The 17,093-nt window shown below is 68.3% G+C and carries 14 protein-coding genes and 1 riboswitch; of the genes, 8 read left to right on the plus strand and 6 right to left on the minus strand.

Going from position 1 to position 17,093, the window contains the following annotated elements; translation table 11 throughout:
• Positions 1 to 334: 334 nt before the first annotated feature.
• Positions 335 to 511: a hypothetical protein gene (locus ACYX7E_RS18595; RefSeq protein WP_462082107.1), complete on the minus strand. Its 177-nt coding sequence runs from the start codon at positions 509 to 511 to the stop codon at positions 335 to 337.
• A riboswitch (cobalamin riboswitch) is annotated at positions 495 to 738 on the plus strand. (Overlaps the previous gene by 17 nt.)
• A 230-nt stretch (positions 739 to 968) precedes the next feature.
• Between ACYX7E_RS18595 and metE the strand changes: the two genes are divergently transcribed.
• The 3 genes from metE to ACYX7E_RS18610 all read left to right on the plus strand — a co-directional run bounded on the left by metE (position 969) and on the right by ACYX7E_RS18610 (position 4,845).
• Positions 969 to 3,302 (plus strand): 5-methyltetrahydropteroyltriglutamate--homocysteine S-methyltransferase, encoded by a 2,334-nt coding sequence (gene metE / locus ACYX7E_RS18600; protein WP_462082108.1) that lies wholly within the window; start codon positions 969 to 971, stop codon positions 3,300 to 3,302.
• A gap of 70 nt (positions 3,303 to 3,372) precedes the next feature.
• Positions 3,373 to 4,131 carry an epoxyqueuosine reductase QueH gene (locus ACYX7E_RS18605; RefSeq protein ID WP_462082109.1) on the plus strand — a complete coding sequence of 253 codons (759 nt, stop codon included), beginning with the start codon at positions 3,373 to 3,375 and terminating at the stop codon, positions 4,129 to 4,131.
• Between the two features lie 87 nt (positions 4,132 to 4,218).
• Positions 4,219 to 4,845: a nicotinamidase gene (locus tag ACYX7E_RS18610; RefSeq protein WP_462082110.1), complete on the plus strand. Its 627-nt coding sequence runs from the start codon at positions 4,219 to 4,221 to the stop codon at positions 4,843 to 4,845.
• 40 nt (positions 4,846 to 4,885) lie between these two features.
• On the opposite strand, the gene ACYX7E_RS18615 is transcribed toward ACYX7E_RS18610, so the two are convergent.
• The 4 genes from ACYX7E_RS18615 to ACYX7E_RS18630 form a co-directional block, all read right to left on the minus strand.
• A complete protein-coding gene (locus ACYX7E_RS18615; RefSeq protein WP_462082111.1) occupies positions 4,886 to 5,701 on the minus strand; it encodes a MetQ/NlpA family ABC transporter substrate-binding protein in 816 nt (271 codons plus the stop codon).
• 251 nt (positions 5,702 to 5,952) lie between these two features.
• Complete coding sequence (locus ACYX7E_RS18620; RefSeq protein ID WP_462082112.1) at positions 5,953 to 7,146, minus strand: pyridoxal phosphate-dependent aminotransferase; 1,194 nt, start codon at positions 7,144 to 7,146, stop codon at positions 5,953 to 5,955.
• A gap of 173 nt (positions 7,147 to 7,319) precedes the next feature.
• Complete coding sequence (locus tag ACYX7E_RS18625; protein WP_462082113.1) at positions 7,320 to 8,006, minus strand: methionine ABC transporter permease; 687 nt, start codon at positions 8,004 to 8,006, stop codon at positions 7,320 to 7,322.
• Positions 8,007 to 8,030: 24 nt separating this feature from the next.
• Positions 8,031 to 9,035 (minus strand): methionine ABC transporter ATP-binding protein, encoded by a 1,005-nt coding sequence (locus ACYX7E_RS18630; RefSeq protein WP_462082132.1) that lies wholly within the window; start codon positions 9,033 to 9,035, stop codon positions 8,031 to 8,033.
• 251 nt (positions 9,036 to 9,286) lie between these two features.
• Between ACYX7E_RS18630 and ACYX7E_RS18635 the strand changes: the two genes are divergently transcribed.
• The gene (locus ACYX7E_RS18635; protein ID WP_462082114.1) at positions 9,287 to 10,180 is read left to right on the plus strand and encodes a fructose bisphosphate aldolase; all 894 of its coding nucleotides are present in this window, start codon (positions 9,287 to 9,289) and stop codon (positions 10,178 to 10,180) included.
• A gap of 620 nt (positions 10,181 to 10,800) precedes the next feature.
• On the opposite strand, the gene ACYX7E_RS18640 is transcribed toward ACYX7E_RS18635, so the two are convergent.
• Positions 10,801 to 12,171, minus strand: coding sequence for a short-chain fatty acyl-CoA regulator family protein (locus tag ACYX7E_RS18640; protein ID WP_462082115.1), 1,371 nt, complete (start codon positions 12,169 to 12,171; stop codon positions 10,801 to 10,803).
• A 129-nt stretch (positions 12,172 to 12,300) separates the two neighbouring features.
• Here ACYX7E_RS18640 and ACYX7E_RS18645 point away from each other — a divergent pair, with 129 nt between their 5' ends.
• From ACYX7E_RS18645 to ACYX7E_RS18660, 4 genes are read left to right on the plus strand one after another with little or no spacing between them, the layout of a single operon-like run.
• Positions 12,301 to 13,809, plus strand: coding sequence for a CoA-acylating methylmalonate-semialdehyde dehydrogenase (locus ACYX7E_RS18645; protein WP_462082116.1), 1,509 nt, complete (start codon positions 12,301 to 12,303; stop codon positions 13,807 to 13,809).
• Between the two features lie 11 nt (positions 13,810 to 13,820).
• Positions 13,821 to 14,984 (plus strand): acyl-CoA dehydrogenase family protein, encoded by a 1,164-nt coding sequence (locus tag ACYX7E_RS18650; protein WP_462082133.1) that lies wholly within the window; start codon positions 13,821 to 13,823, stop codon positions 14,982 to 14,984.
• Entirely contained in the window at positions 14,981 to 15,823 is an 843-nt protein-coding gene (locus ACYX7E_RS18655) for an enoyl-CoA hydratase (RefSeq protein ID WP_462082117.1), read from the plus strand. The genes ACYX7E_RS18650 and ACYX7E_RS18655 overlap by 4 nt, the downstream gene beginning before the upstream one ends.
• Positions 15,820 to 17,001, plus strand: coding sequence for an enoyl-CoA hydratase/isomerase family protein (locus ACYX7E_RS18660; protein WP_462082118.1), 1,182 nt, complete (start codon positions 15,820 to 15,822; stop codon positions 16,999 to 17,001). Before ACYX7E_RS18655 ends, ACYX7E_RS18660 begins: the two co-directional genes overlap by 4 nt.
• Positions 17,002 to 17,093 lie beyond the last annotated feature (92 nt).

A 17,093-nucleotide genomic window follows, 5' to 3' on the forward strand; every position in this document is an offset into this window, starting at 1 on the left:
TACTAGTAGACCCCGTGTGGGGGCTTTATCGGAGTTTGCATGTTGGGGGAACGGCCCGTCAACGCAGGAAAATCCTAAGCACATCATGGGTTTGTCTTACGAGGGTCACGGCCTGTGGCCAACCACATGCCTATATAGACGGCAAGCGCACCGCGATAAGTCTTATGACGGCGAGCAGACCCCGATATCTCCCGGCACGCTGCATACGCGCGAAGTCTGGTGGTTGGATGCGGGTGCGCCCGCGGATGCGCGTGGCGTCAAGCGGGTTGCCCATCCAAACCCGGTGGCGTCACTTGCTTTGCCGCGATATCGGGATGCGTGCAGTGCGACGCCATCAGGCGCGAACGGTGTGGCGGTTGATCGTCCCGCCGACGCTTGGTGCCGCTGGGCTGGCCACCACGCCCATCGCGTCCAGGCCGAGCGGACCGATGGCATCGGCAAGCCGGCCCGTCACGTCCACCACCTCCTCCTTGACCGGATCGCCAAACCGGCGTAGCTTGCGCATCGCCAACGGTTTCTATCCTTTCATGCAGATGAAGAGATGGAATTAAAAGGGAAGCCGGTGCGGACTGCCTGTCAGTCCCATGCCGGCGCTGCCCCGCAGCGGTAGGTGGAAACGACCCCCGTCATCAGCACTGGCAAGGCAACACGCCGAGCCGGGAAGCGACGGACAGTAGGCGGTACGCATCGCGTGCCCTGTCCACGAGCCCGAAGACCTGCCATGGCCGGCGTCCACCCGATCACAAGGTCGTGGCCGTCGTTCGACCTGGGGTCTCCGAGGGGAGGTCGCCGGGATGTCGCGCGACGCCCACGGCGCCGCGCCGTATCCCTGCGACCGAACCAAGCGATCCCGGCCTGCCCGAGGGGGCGGCGGTCGCTGGCGGCTGTGCTTTCTGCGAGCGATCGCGGACGGCGGCGCGTGCGGCGGCTTTCGCTCCTCCATCGATCCGTTCGATCCGAGGACAACCATGAGCACCGCGACCCACGCACCATCCACCGCTGCCACGACAGCCGTCACCAACCTGGGCTTCCCGCGCATCGGCGCGAAGCGCGAACTCAAGCGTGCGCTGGAGGCGTACTGGCGCGGCGACAGCGATGCCGATGCGCTGCACGCCACCGCGCGCGAGCTGCGTCAGCGCCACTGGACGCTGCAGCGTGATGCTGGTGCCGATGTGCTGCCGAGCAACGATTTCTCGTTCTACGACCAGGTGCTCGACACGGCCTGGTTGTTCGACGCGATCCCGGCGCGTTACCGCGCGCTTGCCGATGCCGATGCGCTGGCCGGGTACTTCGCATTGGCGCGCGGCCATCAGCGCGATGGCATCGACCTGCATGCATTGGAAATGACCAAGTGGTTCGACACCAACTACCACTACCTGGTGCCTGAACTGGAGGCCGGCCAGGCGTTCTCGCTGCGCGGCGACAAGCCGGTCGCAGAGTTCCTGGAAGCCAAGGCGCTCGGCTTGCAGACGCGCCCGGTGCTGCTGGGGCCGGTCAGCTTCCTGCGGTTGGCCAAGACCACGGACGGCAGCAATGCGCTGACCTTGCTGGACGCGCTGCTGCCGGCCTATGTCGCATTGCTTGGCAGTTTGCATGCCGCCGGCGCGCAGTGGGTGCAGATCGACGAGCCCTGCCTGGTGCTCGATCTCGATGAGGCGAGCCAGTCTGCATACCGCCATGCCTACGATGTGCTGGGCAAGGCCACGCGGCCCAAGCTGTTGCTGGCGACCTACTTCGGTCCGCTCGGCGACAACCTCGGCCTGGCGACATCGCTGCCGGTCGATGGCCTGCATGTGGACCTGGTGCGGGGCAAGGAGCAGCTCAGCGAGGTGGTCGACGCGCTGCCCAGCGGTCGCGTGCTGTCGCTGGGCCTGATCGATGGCCGCAACATCTGGCGCACCCAGCTCGACAACGCGCTGATCCTGGCGCGCTATGCGGTGACGCGGCTCGGCGCGGGCCGCGTCTGGCTGGCGCCGTCGTGCTCGCTGCTGCACGTGCCGGTCGATCTCGCGCATGAGAAGTCGCTGGATCCGCAGTTGCTGTCCTGGCTGTCGTTCGCGCGCCAGAAGATCGAGGAGTTGCGCGTGCTGGCCGATGCCGTGTCGGGCGCGCCGGGTGCCGAGGACGGGCTGGCCCAGGCGCGTGCGCGCGTCGAGTCGCGGCGCCAGTCGCCGCGCGTGCACAAGCCGGAGGTCGCCGCGCGCGTCGCCAGGCTGGATGATGCCGCGGGGCGCCGTGTGTCGGCCTATCCGCAGCGTCGCCAGGCGCAGGTCGCGCGCTTCGGGCTGCCGCAATATCCGACGACGACGATCGGTTCCTTCCCGCAGACGCTGGAAGTGCGCGAGGCACGTGCGCGCAACAAGTCGGGCAAGTTGTCGGATGCCGATTACGATGCGTTCCTGGCCGAGGAGACCGCACGCTGCGTGCGCTTCCAGGAGGAGATCGACATCGACGTGCTGGTGCATGGCGAGTTCGAGCGCAACGACATGGTCGAGTACTTCGGCGAGCAGCTCGATGGCTTCGCGTTCACCAGGAATGGCTGGGTACAGAGCTACGGCTCGCGTTGCGTCAAGCCGCCGGTGATCTTTGGCGACGTGACCCGTCCCGCGCCGATGACGGTACGCTGGTCGCAGTACGCGCAGTCGCTGACCCAGCGGCCGATGAAGGGCATGCTGACCGGCCCGGTGACGGTGCTGCAGTGGTCGTTCGTGCGCGACGACCAGTCGCGGGCGCAGACCTGCCAACAGATCGCGCTTGCGCTGCGCGACGAAGTACTGGACCTGGAAGCGGCCGGCATCGGCATCATCCAGATCGACGAGCCTGCGCTGCGCGAAGGCCTGCCGCTGCGTCGTGCCGACTGGGCGGCGTACCTGGACTGGGCGGTCGAGAGTTTCCGCATCAGTGCCGCGGGCGTTGCCGATGCGACCCAGATCCATACCCACATGTGCTACTCGGAGTTCAACGACATCATCGCCGCGGTCGCTGCGATGGATGCCGACGTGATCTCGATCGAGACCTCGCGGTCGCGGATGGAGCTGCTGGATGCGTTCGTGAAGTTCCAGTATCCCAACGAGATCGGTCCGGGCGTCTACGACATCCATTCGCCGCGCGTGCCCGACACCGGCGAGATGACCGGCCTGTTGCACAAGGCCCGTGACGTGCTCAAGCCCGAGCAGATCTGGGTCAATCCCGATTGCGGCCTGAAGACGCGCGGATGGCCGGAAACGCGTGCGGCGCTGGAAGCGATGGTCAAGGCCGCGCGCATCCTGCGCGGTGCCGATACCGACGTCGCCGCGGCCTGATCGCACCCCTGGTCGGCCCCGGCGTGCGATACGCGCGCCGGGGCCGTAGTCCGCAGACGGGAGACCTGCGATGAACAGATCCATCGGGAACACCCATCACAGTAACGACGCGATCGAAGACACTGCGGCGACGACGGCCGTCACCGCGATCGAGCGCCCTGTCCTGACCCTGCCCGGCGACAGCGCCGGGCCGCTGTTGCTGCATTCGTGCTGCGCGCCGTGCTCGGGCGAAGTCATGGAGGCGCTGCTGGCGTCGGGTATCGACTACACGATCTTCTTCTACAACCCCAACATCCATCCCCAGCGCGAGTACCTGCTGCGCAAGGACGAGAACATCCGCTTCGCCGAGCAGCATGGCGTGGGCTTCGTCGACTGCGACTACGACACCGACCAGTGGTTCGCGCGGGCGCGCGGCATGGAGCACGAACCCGAGCGCGGCGTGCGCTGCACGATGTGCTTCGACATGCGTTTCGAGCGCACCGCGCTGTACGCACACGAGCACGGCTTCCCGGTCATCAGCAGCTCACTGGGCATTTCGCGCTGGAAGGACATGGACCAGATCAACGGCTGCGGCCAGCGCGCGGCGGCGCGATATCCCGATCTGACGTACTGGGAATACAACTGGCGCAAGGGCGGCGGTGCGTCGCGGATGATCGAGATCAGCAAGCGCGAGCGCTTCTACCAGCAGGAGTATTGCGGTTGCGTCTATTCGCTGCGTGACAGCAATCGCTACCGCCGCACGCAGGGTCGCAAGCGCATCGAGATCGGCGTGCTGTATTACGGCGATGAGCCGAAGGACGATGCGGCGCCGAAGGACGGCATTCCGTAGCAGGGGCCGCTCCTGCGCAGGGGCTTGGCTCTTGCCATCGGCGTCGGCCTGCTAGGCTGGCGTCCCCGGTTCCTGCGGAGACCTTCGATGTCGCGCCTGCCTGCCTCCATCGCCCTGCTGGTCGTCGACCTGCAGCCGGACTTCATGCCGCGTGGGGCGCTGGCCTGCCATGAAGGCGATGCCATCGCGCCCGGTATCGCCGCGCTGCTGGCATCGCGTCGCTATCGCACCGTGGTCGCGACCCAGGACTGGCATCCGCCCGGGCATCTGTCGTTCGCGTCCAGCCATCCCGGTCGCGCGGCGTTCGAGACCATCGTGCTGCACGGGTATCCGCAGGTGCTGTGGCCCGACCATTGCGTGCAGGGCAGCGCCGGCGCGGTGCTGGATCCGCGCGTCGACTGGTCGGTGGCGGACATGATCCTGCGCAAGGGGGGCGACCCGGGCATCGATTCCTACAGCGCGTTCCGCAGCAACCATGGGCCCGATGGCACGCGTCCGCCGACCGGTCTGGCCGGCTGGCTGCGCGAGCGCGGGATCGACGAAGTCCATGTCTGCGGCCTGGCGCGCGATTATTGCGTGCTGTGGTCGGCGCAGGATGCGCGTGCCGAGGGCTTCCGCGTCGGCTTCCTGTGGGACCTCACGCGTCCGGTCACGCCCGATGGCGATGTCGCGACGCGCGCTGCGCTGGCCGATGCCGGGATCGCAATCCTGTAGGCGCGGCCATGGCCGCTCCCACAGTTGCAATAAAAGTAGTTCAGAACGCCGGCAGTACGGCGTCCTTGTAGGTCTGCTGGATGTAGGTGCGGACCTGGTCGCTGGTCAGCGCGGCGATCAGCTTCTGCACGCGCGGGTCGTTGCGCTTGTCCGGCAGGCCGACCAGGAAGTTGACGTAGGGCGAGTCCTTGCCTTCGATCGCCAGCGCGTCGCTGGCCGGGTTCAGGCCGGCGTCGAGCGCGTAGTTGGTGTTGATCAGCGCCAGGTCGACCTGGTCGAGCACGCGCGGCAGCATCGCCGAGTCGAGCTCGCGGAACTTCAGCTTGCGCGGGTTGGCGGTGATGTCCTTCAACGACGACAGCGCGTTGGTCGGATCCTTCAGCGTGATGACGCCGCTGTGGTGCAGCAGGATCAGTGCGCGTGAGTTGTTGCTGGGATCGTTGGGGATCACGACGTCGGCGCCTTCGGGCAGGGCTTCGAGCGTCTTGAAGCGACGCGAGTACGCGCCGAACGGTTCGATGTGCACGCCCACCAGGGTCACCAGGCCGGTGCCGCGATCGCGGTTGTAGGCGTCGAGGTAGGGCTCGGTCTGGAAGTAGTTGACGTCGATCTGCTTCTGCACGACCTGGTCGTTGGGCTGCACGTAGTCGTTGAAGATGCGGATCTGCAGGTCGACGCCCTGTTCGGCCAGCAGCGGCTTGACCACTTCCAGGATCTCGGCATGCGGGATCGCGGTCGCGGCGACGCTGAGCTTCTCCTGCGGCGTGGTCGACGGGGCCTGCTGCGAGCAGGCGGCAACGGCCAGGACCAGGGCCGGGACGAGGCCGGCGAGCAGGACACGGGGGAACAGGGGCATCGTGGGGAATTCGTGATGGGGCAGCGGGCACGATAGCAAACCCGGTTTCGCCGACACGAGCGCCTGCACGGAAAACTGTGTCCGGCCGCACGCTGCATGGCGTGCGATCCGCGGCCGCGTTCAGCCGGCGCCTTCGTCCGACACGGTGGCCGACGCATCCAGCCGACGCATTTGACGAGGAATGGCTTGCAACGTCGCTGTCGAAGGCGCGCCGCGTGTCCGGCGCCGCGCCGGGCCAGCGATCTTGCGCGTCAGCGCGGCAGCGAGCCGTCCTGCAGCCGGTCGAGGAAGTGACCGAGCCGGGCGATGCCTTCGGCCAGCTCTTCCGGTGCCGCGGCATACGACAGGCGGACATGGGTGTCGGCGCTGCAATGGCCGAAATCGCGACCGGGCGTCAGCGCCACGTGCGCCTGCTCGAGCGCAAGCTCGCAGAAGCGCGATGCCTCCAGGCCGGTGCCGCTGACATCGATGTAGACATAGAACGCGCCGTCGGGTGCGACCGGGACCGGCAGGCCGATGCGGGCCAGGCCGGCCAGCACCTGCTGGCGACGCTGCGAGAAGCCGGCGCGGCGGCCTTCGCACAGCGCCAGCGATTCGGCGCTGAAGCAGGCCAGCGCGGCATGCTGGGCCAGCGTCGACGGGCAGATGTAGTAGTTCTGCGCCAGCCGCTCCATGGCCGGCGCCAGTTCGGCCGGCACCACGCACCAGCCCAGCCGCCAGCCGGTCATGCCGAAATACTTGGAGAAGCTGTTGACGACGATCGCGCCGTCGTCGACCGCGAGCACGCTGCGCGGCGGTCGCCCCTGCGCGTCGCTGTCGGCCAGGTCCAGGTAGATCTCGTCGACGATGCGCCACGCGCCATGCGCGCGCGCCCAGGCGCAGATCGCATCGAGTTCGGCCGGCGGGATCGAGGTGCCGGTCGGGTTGGACGGCGTGGCGACGATGACGCCGCGGGTCTCGTCGCGCCAGTGCGAGCGCACCAGGTCGATGTCGAGCTGGTAGCGCGTCGCCGCGGTCGTTGGTACCAGCCGGACGTTGGCGCCGAAGCCGGCCATGAACTGGCGGTTGCAGGGATACGAGGGATCGCCGACCAGCACGTCGTCGCCGGCATCGACCAGCGCCGCGGCGGCCAGCAGCAAGGCGGCCGACGCGCCGGCGGTGACGACGATGCGGCCGGGGTCGATCGAGACGCCATGGCGGTCGCGGTAGAAGCCGGAGATCGCTTCGCGCAGCGCCGGCAGGCCGAGGGCGCCGGTGTAGCCGAGCGGGGCCGAATCGACGGTGTCGTGCAGCGCCTGCAGCACCGCCGGCGGCGCGCCTTCGTCGGGCTCGCCGATGTTGAGCTTGATGACGCGATGGCCCTGGGCCTCGAGCTCGGCGGCGCGCTTGCCGACCTCCATGGCGAAGAACGGAGCGATGGACTGGGCGCGCTGGGAGATCTTCATCGGGTTGGCAGGCAGGGCGGGAGGCCCCGTCATGATCGCGCGCGGACGCAGCGCATGCCAGTGCGGGCCGGCAAATGCGAGAGCCCCTATCTGTTTTCCGATGCCGGGCGTGCTTGCCGCCCGACACCACCATGGGGCCTTCGGATTGCCCGCGTCAGGACGGACGGCTCGGCTCAGCGACGATTGAAATGCGCGACCAGGCGGTCGCCGAGCATCTGCAGCACCTGTACCAGCACCAGCAGCGCGACCACGGTGACCACCGCGACATCGGTGCGCGAGCGCAGGTAACCGTCGCGGTAGGCCAGGTCGCCCAGTCCACCCGAACCGATCGCGCCGCCCATCGCGGTGAAACCGATCAGTGCGATCGTCGTCACCGTGGCGCCGGCGATCAGGCCGGGCAGCGCTTCGGGCAGCAGCACGCGGGTCACCAGCTGGCGCGTCGTCGCGCCCATCGCCAGTGTCGCCTCGATGATGCCGCGGTCGATCTCGCGCAATGACGTTTCCACCAGGCGCGCATAGAACGGCGCCGCGCCGATGACCAGCGGCAGGATCGCGCCGCGCACGCCCAGCGAGGTGCCCATCATCTTCAGCGTCAGCGGGATCAGCACGATCATCAGGATGATGAAAGGCACCGAGCGCAACAGGTTCACCAGCAGCGCCATCACGCCGTACAGCGCCGGCCGTGCGTGCAGCTGGCGCGGGCCGGTCAGGAACAGCAGCACGCCCAGCGGCAGGCCGATCAACAGCGTCAGCGGCAGCGAGCCACCGAGCATCAGCAGGGTGTCGACGGTGGCGCTGCCGATCTCCGACCACTTGCCGGCATCGAGGTTCGGGAGCCAGGTCGCAAGCGTGCCGCTCATGAACGCAGTCTCATCGTTGCATGCTCATCGTGACAACTCCTCGACATGCACGCCGGCTTCGACGAAGCGCGCGACCGCGCGATCGGCATCGCCGACCAGGGCCAGCGTCAACTGGCCGTAGGGCAGCTGCTTGATGCGGTCGATGCGGCCGGCGAGGATCGTGTAGTCGATGCCGGTATCGCGCGCGACGCGGCCGAGCAGCGGCTGCCAGGTGTCGGCGCCGGTGAACGTCAGCCGCAGCAGGCGCCCTTCGACATGCGCCATGTCGTCATGCAGCACGCCATCGTCGATGGCTTCGGATTCGGCGACGAAGCGGCGCGTGGTCGGATGCCGCGGATGCAGGAAGACGTCCGAGACCGGGCCCATCTCGACCAGGTGGCCCGCATCGAGCACTGCGACGCGGTCGCAGACGCGACGGATCACGTCCATCTCGTGGGTGATCAGCACGATGGTCAGGCCGAGTTCGCGGTTGATGCCGTCGAGCAGTTGCAGCACCGAGGCGGTGGTCTGTGGATCGAGCGCGCTGGTGGCCTCGTCGCAGAGCAGGATCTTCGGGCCGGTCGCGAGTGCGCGGGCGACGCCGACGCGCTGCTTCTGGCCGCCGGACAGCTGCGCGGGGTATTTGTCGCGATGCGCTTCCAGGCCGACGCGGGCCAGCAGCTCGTCGGCGCGGGCGCGGGCCTGGACTTTCGGTGTGCCGGCCAGCAGCAGCGGGAATGCGATGTTGTCGAGGACGGTCTTCGATGACAGCAGGTTGAAGTGCTGGAAGATCATGCCGACGCGCCGGCGCAGCGCGCGCAGGCCGTCTCCATCCAGTGCGCCCAGCGCCTGGCCGTCGACGACCAGGCGGCCGCCGCTCGGGGTCTCCAGGCCGTTGATCAGCCGCAGCAGCGTGGACTTGCCGGCACCGGAATGGCCGATGATGCCGAACACTTCGCCGGCCCGGATCTCGAGGTCGAGCGGCTGCAGCGCGGCCACGTCGCGTCCGCCGACGCGGAACGACTTGTGGACCTGCTCGAAGGTGATCAAGGCATTGGACAAGGCGGCGGGATGTCACCGGGCGGGGTGCGCAGGTTATCAGGGAAGCCCCGGCGCTGGCCGTCGCGGTGATTCCATTGCGGACAACAGCAGGTTGCATCGGGGCAGGCGAGGAGCCAGCGGGCGGCTTTTCAGGCGGAAGTGACGCGCCGCCGGCGGTATCATGGCCGGCCGGTACCGCCGCGCGCGGCCGTTCTCCAATACAGCATTTCTCACAGACAGCAGATCGCAAAGGAGCACCCGTGGCAGTGAATCAGCAGCAGTTGGACCGGATCGCCTCGGGCAAGGGCTTCATCGCCGCGCTCGACCAGAGCGGCGGCAGTACGCCGAAGGCCCTCAGCCTGTATGGCGTGGAGCCCTCGGCCTACAGCAGCGATGCCGAGATGTTCGCGCTGGTCCATGGCATGCGCGCGCGCATCGTCACCAGCCCGGCCTTCAGTGGCGAGCGCGTGCTTGGCGCAATCCTGTTCGAGCGCACGCTCGACGACAGTTTCGGCGGCCAGGAGGCGGCGACCTACCTGTGGGAGACCAAGCAGGTCGTGCCCTTCCTGAAGATCGACAAGGGGCTCGAGGACGAGGCCAACGGCGTGCAGCTGTTGAAGCCGATCCCGGGCCTGTCCGAGCTGCTGGCCCGCGCCAAGGCCAAGGGTGTGTTCGGCACTAAGGAGCGTTCGGTCATCAAGGCCAACAACGCCGACGGCATCGCCGCCGTGCTCGACCAGCAGTTCGAGCTCGGCCAGCAGGTGCTCGACGCCGGCCTGGTGCCGATCATCGAGCCGGAAGTGGACATCAAGTCCGCCGACAAGGCCGCGATCGAGGTCACGCTGAAGCAGGGCCTGCTGGCGCGCCTGGACCAGGTCGATCCCAAGACCCCGGTCATCCTCAAGCTGACCCTGCCCGATGTCGACGGCGACTTCGCCGAGCTGGTCGCGCACCCGTCGGTGCTCAAGGTCGTCGCGCTGTCGGGCGGCTACAGCCGCGACGATGCCAACGCCAGGCTGGCCCGGAACCCCGGCGTGGTCGCCAGCTTCAGCCGCGCGCTGACCGAGGGCCTGAGCGCGCAGCAGAGCGACGAGGACTTCAACCAGCGCCTCGACGCCGGCATCGAATCGATCTACCGCGCGTCGATCGCCTGATCTGGCGAGCGCCTTCCCGCCCCGGCCGCGATGTGCCGGGGCCTGGAGCCCGGGGCGCGCCCCGGCGTCGCAAACCCAGCGCCGCAAGCCCCAGCGCCTTAAATTCGGTTCTTCACCCAACTGCGGGGAAGCATGCACATGCAGTGCGCGTCATGACCGCCGCGGGGAAAGTTCTTCGGTGCGTGCTTGATCGGTCGAAGACCTCGGCCCATCCGGCACCGCGGCACGGGCTGATCGAGCCGGGCAGCAATCCCGGACGGGGCGACGCGGTCTCCGCAGCCGACAACGTGTCTGCTTTTTCTGAGGTGGGAGACGAGAAAAGGCTTCAAAAGCCGGTTCATTGGTTCTGGATCCACAGTGGTCGCGGGCTCCGGCTGCTCTCCCCTCGGTCAGGGCATCCTGCCCTGACTCGGGCGCACGCCATCCATGACGTGCTCGACGCAGCCTCCGCCCGCGACCACTGCCTCGCGCGTCACGATCAGGGTGTCGGGAGCGTTCTCGACGCATGCCCTCAACCGTCGAAGACATCAGTCCGCCGGCCGGGGCGATGTGGGTTACGAAGCCGATGACGCCTGCTGCTCGGCACACACGGACACGCACATGGGAGAAGAACCTTAAATTCAGCGCCGCAACAGGCGCAACGGCGGGAACGCGCGCTGCACGCAGTCCAGGCGCTCGCAGACCTTGCAGCCCGGGCCGATCGGGGTCGCGTTGCCGGGATCGTGCAGGTCCAGCCCGCGCGAGTAGACCAGGCGCTCGGCGTGGCGCAGCTCGCAGCCCAGGCTGACCGCGAAGGTCTTGCGGCGTTGGCCGTGGCCGATCGGGCCGCTCTCGACCTGTCGTGCCAGCCAGAAGTGGCTGCGGCCGTCGGGCATGCGCGCGACCTGGGTCAGGACGCGTCCGGGCTGGTTGAAGGCCTCGTAGACGATCCACAGCGGGCACGAACCGCCGACATGCGAGAAGTGGAAGTCGGTCGCCGAGTGGCGCTTGGACACATTGCCGGCGCGGTCGACGCGCACGAAGAAGAACGGCAGCCCCGGCCGGCCGTGGCGATGCAGGGTGCTCAGGCGGTGGCAGACCGCTTCGAAACCGACGCCGAAATGGTGCGCCAGCCAGTCGATGTCGTAGCGACGCTGTTCGGCGGCCTCCAGGAACAGGCCGTAGGGCATCACCAGCGCGGCGGCGAAGTAGTTGGACAGGCCGATCCGCGCCTGCGCGATGCGTTCGGCCTGCAGGTGGCCGCCGTCGTGGAAACCGGCATCGGCGATCAGCTGGTCGATCAGGCCCCGATGTTCCAGCAGGGCCAGTTGCGCGGCCATCTGGAAGGCCTGCTGGCCGGGCTGCTGGTAACCGGGCAGCGACAGCGTGCGGCTGGGGGCATCGAAATGGCGCTTGCCGTCGAGGTCGTCGATCAGCACCACATGCACGCCATGCGCATCGAGCAGGCGCTGGCGCAGCCGCGGCGCGACCTGGCCGGCGCTGAGACCCTGGGCGTGGAAGGTGGCCTCGGCGATATCGTCGAGTTCGGCGACATGGTTGCGCCGGCGGTTGAAGTAATCGCGGACCGGGTCGCCGTCGGGCCCGGCCAGTTCGGCATCGCCGAGGTGGGTGGCCATCAGGTCGGCGCGTTCGCGGGTCGCGCGCTGTTGCCGCTGCAGGTCCAGCAGCAGGCGGGCGACCTCGGGCAGGCGTCCGGCCAGCAGGTCCAGGCCGGCCAGCGGGGTGCCGGTATGCCCGAGCTCGGCCAGCGCCTCGCGCAGTTCGCCGACCAGGGCGGCGGGATCGTCGTCGTCGAACAGCCCCGGCTGCAGGCCCAGCGCCTGTTCCAGGCGGGCCTGCACCGGGAGCGTCAGGGGGCGCTGGTTGCGCTCGATCTGGTTCAGGTAGCTCGGTGAAATGGCCAGCGCCTGCGCCAGCGTGGCCTGGTTCCAGCCGCGCTGTTCGCGCAGCCGTTGCAGCCGGGGTCCGATATAGCGCTTGGCGCGTGGCATGGCGGGATGATCTTCGCAAGCTTCGCAGGAATGTCGCAAATGTTCGCACGATTAACCGCTTGGCGCAGGCCGGGCCGTCATCGAATTTGCGAATAATGCGAATCCCTTTATCGCATCCGAGGTCCAGGCATGTCTTCCGCACTCCCCCAGGTCCCGTTGTTGATCAACGGCGAATTCGTGCAGTCGAAGACCGCCGAGTGGCGCGATGTCGTCAATCCGGCGACCCAGCAGGTGCTGGCGCGGGTGCCGTTCGCGACCCCGGCCGAGGTCGATGCCGCCGTCGCCGCCGCGCAGGCCGCGTTCAAGACCTGGCGCAAGACGCCGATCGGCACGCGCGCCCGGATCTTCCTGAAGTACCAGCAGCTGATCCGCGAGAACATGGCCGAGCTGGCCGCGATCCTGACCTCCGAGCAGGGCAAGACCCTGCCCGATGCCGAGGGCGACGTGTTCCGTGGCCTCGAGGTCGTCGAGCATGCCGCGGCGATCGGCAACCTGCAGCTCGGCGAGTTGGCCAACAACGTCGCCAATGGCGTCGACACCTACACCCTGCTGCAGCCGCTCGGCGTCTGCGCCGGCATCACCCCGTTCAACTTCCCGGCGATGATCCCGCTGTGGATGTTCCCGATGGCGATCGCGACCGGCAACACCTTCGTGCTCAAGCCGTCCGAGCAGGATCCGCTGGTGACGATGCGCCTGGTCGAACTGGCGCTGGAAGCGGGCATCCCGAAGGGCGTGTTGAACGTCGTGCATGGTGGTCCCGACGTGGTCAACGCGATCTGCGACCACGCCGACATCAAGGCAGTGTCGTTCGTCGGTTCGACCAGGGTCGGCACCCACGTCTACAACCGCGCCTCGCTGGCCGGCAAGCGCGTGCAATGCATGATGGGCGCGAAGAACCACGCCGTCGTGCTGCCCGACGCCAACAAGGAACAGACCCTCAACGCGATGGCCGGCGCAGCGTTCGGCGCCGCCGGGCAGCGCTGCATGGCCGCGTCGACCGCGGTGCTGGTCGGCGACGCGCAGGGCTGGATCCCCGAACTGGTCGCCAAGGCGCGCACGCTGAAGGTCAATGGCGGCACCGAGGCCGGCACCGATGTCGGCCCGGTGATTTCCTGTGCCGCGCGCGAACGCGTCGAGGCGCTGATCGCGTCGGGCATCGAACAGGGCGCCACGCTGGAACTCGACGGCCGCAACCCGACGCTGTCGGGCGACTACCAGAAGGGCAACTTCGTCGGCCCGACGATCTTCTCGGGCGTCAAGCCGGGCATGCGCATCTACGACGAGGAAATCTTCGGGCCGGTGCTGGTGATCCTGGCGGTCGACACGCTGGACGAGGCCATCGAACTGATCAATGCCAATCCCAATGGCAATGGCACCGCGCTGTTCACGCAGTCGGGCGCGGCCGCGCGTCGCTTCCAGGAAGACATCGACATCGGCCAGGTCGGCATCAACGTGCCGATCCCGGTGCCGGTGCCGCTGTTCTCGTTCACCGGTTCGCGCGCGTCCAAGCTCGGCGACCTCGGCCCGTACGGCAAGCAGGTGGTGATGTTCTACACGCAGACCAAGACCGTGACCGCGCGCTGGTTCGACGACGAGACGCTGGGCCATGGCGTCAACACCACGATCAGCCTGAAGTGAGCGCGCCCGACATGATCGATGCCACCACCGGGCTGACCGAAGAGCAGGCGGCGTACCGCGAGGCCGCGCGCGATTTCGCACAGGCCGAACTGGCGCCGCATGCCGCACGCTGGGATGCCGAAGGCATCTTTCCGAAGGACGTCGTGCAGAAGTCCGGCGAGCTCGGCTTCTGCGGGCTGTACACGCCCGAGCGTGCCGGCGGCTCCGGCCTGACCCGGCTGGACGCGGCGCTGGTGTTCGAGGAACTCGCCGCCGTCGATCCTTCGACCGGCGCCTACGTCACCATCCACAACATGGCGACATGGATGCTGGCGACGTGGGCCACCGACGCTGTCCGCGAGGCCTGGGCGCCGGCGATGGCGGCCGGGCAGAAGCTCGGTTCGTACTGCCTGACCGAACCGGGTTCGGGTTCGGATGCGGCGTCGCTGAAGACGCGCGCGGTGCGCGATGGCGACCACTACGTCATCAACGGCAGCAAGGCCTTCATCTCCGGCGCCGGCGCGACCGACATGCTGATCGTCATGGCGCGGACCGGCGGCGAAGGCGCGCGCGGCATCAGCGCGTTCGCGGTGCCGGCCGACCTGCCGGGCATCACCTATGGCCGCAAGGAAGAAAAGATGGGCTGGAACAGCCAGCCCACGCGTGGCGTCAGCTTCGAAGGCGTGCGCGTGCCGGCCGATCACCTGCTCGGGCAGGAAGGCGAAGGCTTCAAGATCGCGATGAAGGGCCTCGATGGCGGCCGCATCAACATCGCCGCCTGCTCGCTGGGCGCGGCCCAGGGCGCGCTGGACGCGGCACGCCGCTACATGCGCGAGCGCCGCCAGTTCGGCAAGGCGCTGGCCGAGTTCCAGGCGCTGCAATTCAAGCTCGCCGACATGGCCACGCAACTGGTCGCCGCGCGGCAGATGGTGCACACCGCGGCGCGCAAGCTCGATGCCGGCAGCAGCGACGCCAGCGTCTGGTGTGCGATGGCCAAGCGCTTCGCCACCGACGCCGGCTTTGCGATCTGCAACGATGCGCTGCAGTTGCATGGCGGCTATGGTTACATCCGCGAGTATCCGGTCGAGCGCCTGCTGCGCGACAGCCGCGTCCACCAGATCCTCGAAGGCACCAACGAGATCATGCGCGTGATCATCGCGCGCCACCTGCTGAACACCGAAGAGGAACTGCGATGAGCGCTGCCGCGAGGGGCGATGATGTGACCGGCGACGATGCCAAGGGCGACTACCGCCGCCGCGACTGGACCGGCCTGACGCTGGAGATCGACGGCCACACCGCGATCGTCACGCTGGCCAATCCGCCGGCCAATACCTGGACCGTGCACAGCCTGTCGGCACTGCGCGACCTGGTGCGCGCGCTGGAGGGCGATCACGACATCTACGCGCTGGTGATCATCGGCGAAGGCGAGAAGTTCTTCTGCGCCGGTGCCGACCTCAAGCAATTCGCCGATGGCGACAAGGCCGTCGCGCGCGAGGCCGCCAAGCGTTTCGGCGCCGCCTTCGAAACGCTCAGCGCATTCCGCGGCGTCAGCATCGCCGCGATCAACGGCTATGCGATGGGTGGCGGCCTGGAATGCGCATTGGCCTGCGACCTGCGCATCGCCGAAACGCATGCGCAGATGGCGTTGCCGGAAGCCACGGTCGGCCTGCTGCCCTGCGCCGGCGGCACCCAGAACCTGCCGCGCCTGGTCGGCGAAGGCTGGGCCAAGCGGATGATCCTGCTCGGCGAACGCGTCGACGCCGACACCGCGCTGCGGATCGGCCTGGTCGAAGACGTCGTCGGCAAAGGCGAGGCACGGGCACGCGCGCTGGAATGGGCGGCCAAGGCCGCCAGGCAGAGCCCGACCAGCATCGCCGCCTGCAAGGCGCTGGTGCAGGCTACGCGCACGCAATCGCATGCGACCGCCCTGGTCAGCGAACGCGAGGCCTTCGTCGACCTGTTCGACAGCGCCGACCAGACCGAAGGCGTGCAGGCCTTCCTCGAAAAGCGCGCACCGTCCTGGAAGAACGCATGAGCCAGGCCACGCCGTCGTCGACCGACATCGCGCCCGTTGCCGAGCCGGACGCACCGGTGCTGTTCGCCGAGCATGAAGCCGGCGGCGGCCGTCGCATCGGCATCGCCACGCTCAACGCGCCGCGCACGCTCAACGGATTCTCGCTGGAGATGGCGCGGCTGCTCGATGCGCACCTGCTCGCGTGGGCCGCGGATCCGGCGATCGCGCTCGTCGTACTGCAGGGCGCGGGCGAGAAGGCCTTCTGTGCCGGCGGCGATCTGCATGCGCTGTACGCGAGCATGCGTGCGTACAGCGAGGCAGGCCGCAGCGATCCGCTCGACAACGCGCATGCCGCGGCGTTCTTCGAAACCGAATATCGCCTGGATCATCGGATCCATCGTTACGCCAAGCCGATCCTGTGCTGGGGCCATGGCATCGTCATGGGCGGCGGCATCGGCCTGATGGCGGGTGCCAGCCATCGCGTGGTCAGCGAACGTTCGAAGCTGGCGTTTCCCGAGATCAGCGTCGGCCTGTTCCCCGACGTCGGCGGCAGCTGGCTGCTGCAGCGCGTGCCCGATCGCACCGGCCTGTTCCTCGCGCTGACCGGTGCGCCACTGAATGCCGGCGACGCGATCCACGCCGGCCTGGCCGACGTGCATGTGCCCGAGGCCAGCCGCGATGCGGTGTTCGATGCGTTGCGCGCCGAAGCCTGGTCCGGCGACGACACGCAGACGGGCGCGCAGTTGAGCGCAGTGCTGGCGCGCTTCGCGTCGCCGGCCGCGGCGGGACCGCTGCGCGAACATGCCGACCTGCTGGCATCGACCTGCGCGCACGACGACCTCGACGCGATCGTCTCGGCGATCGCGCGGATCGATGCGCGCGACGACCGCTGGCTGCAATCCGCGCAGGCGACCCTGGCCGCGGGTGCGCCGGGCTCGGCGCGGCTGGGCTTCGAACTGCAGCGGCATGCCGCGACCTTGTCGTTGGCCGAGACCTTCCGGCTGGAATTCATCGTCGCCCTGCATTGCGCCGCACATGGCGATTTCGCCGAGGGCATCCGCGCCCTGCTGATCGACAAGGACCGCACGCCGCATTGGCAGCCGGCAACGCTGGCAGCTGCCAGTGCCGCCTGGGCGGCGCCGTTCTTCACCCCGCCGCATTGGCCACGCGGACAGCATCCGCTGGCGGATCTGTCGTAGGCGCGACCATCCGCGCGATGACGCATCCCGACACCGCATGACCGAGGCCACGGCGGCGTCTACGGCCGCAACCCCTATCCCCATCCACACGG

Source organism: Luteimonas sp. RIT-PG2_3 (assembly GCF_054902115.1).

What these genes read in the sequence shown, in the direction of transcription:
- ACYX7E_RS18605 (WP_462082109.1), top strand. Translation starts at nt 3,373, where the DNA reads ATGAACAGATCCATCGGGAACACCCATCACAGTAACGACGCGATCGAA.
- ACYX7E_RS18615 (WP_462082111.1), bottom strand. Translation starts at nt 5,701, where the DNA reads ATGCCCCTGTTCCCCCGTGTCCTGCTCGCCGGCCTCGTCCCGGCCCTG.
- ACYX7E_RS18625 (WP_462082113.1), bottom strand. Translation starts at nt 8,006, where the DNA reads ATGAGCGGCACGCTTGCGACCTGGCTCCCGAACCTCGATGCCGGCAAG.
- metE (WP_462082108.1), top strand. Translation starts at nt 969, where the DNA reads ATGAGCACCGCGACCCACGCACCATCCACCGCTGCCACGACAGCCGTC.
- ACYX7E_RS18610 (WP_462082110.1), top strand. Translation starts at nt 4,219, where the DNA reads ATGTCGCGCCTGCCTGCCTCCATCGCCCTGCTGGTCGTCGACCTGCAG.
- ACYX7E_RS18645 (WP_462082116.1), top strand. Translation starts at nt 12,301, where the DNA reads ATGTCTTCCGCACTCCCCCAGGTCCCGTTGTTGATCAACGGCGAATTC.
- ACYX7E_RS18620 (WP_462082112.1), bottom strand. Translation starts at nt 7,146, where the DNA reads ATGAAGATCTCCCAGCGCGCCCAGTCCATCGCTCCGTTCTTCGCCATG.
- ACYX7E_RS18640 (WP_462082115.1), bottom strand. Translation starts at nt 12,171, where the DNA reads ATGCCACGCGCCAAGCGCTATATCGGACCCCGGCTGCAACGGCTGCGC.
- ACYX7E_RS18655 (WP_462082117.1), top strand. Translation starts at nt 14,981, where the DNA reads ATGAGCGCTGCCGCGAGGGGCGATGATGTGACCGGCGACGATGCCAAG.
- ACYX7E_RS18650 (WP_462082133.1), top strand. Translation starts at nt 13,821, where the DNA reads ATGATCGATGCCACCACCGGGCTGACCGAAGAGCAGGCGGCGTACCGC.
- ACYX7E_RS18660 (WP_462082118.1), top strand. Translation starts at nt 15,820, where the DNA reads ATGAGCCAGGCCACGCCGTCGTCGACCGACATCGCGCCCGTTGCCGAG.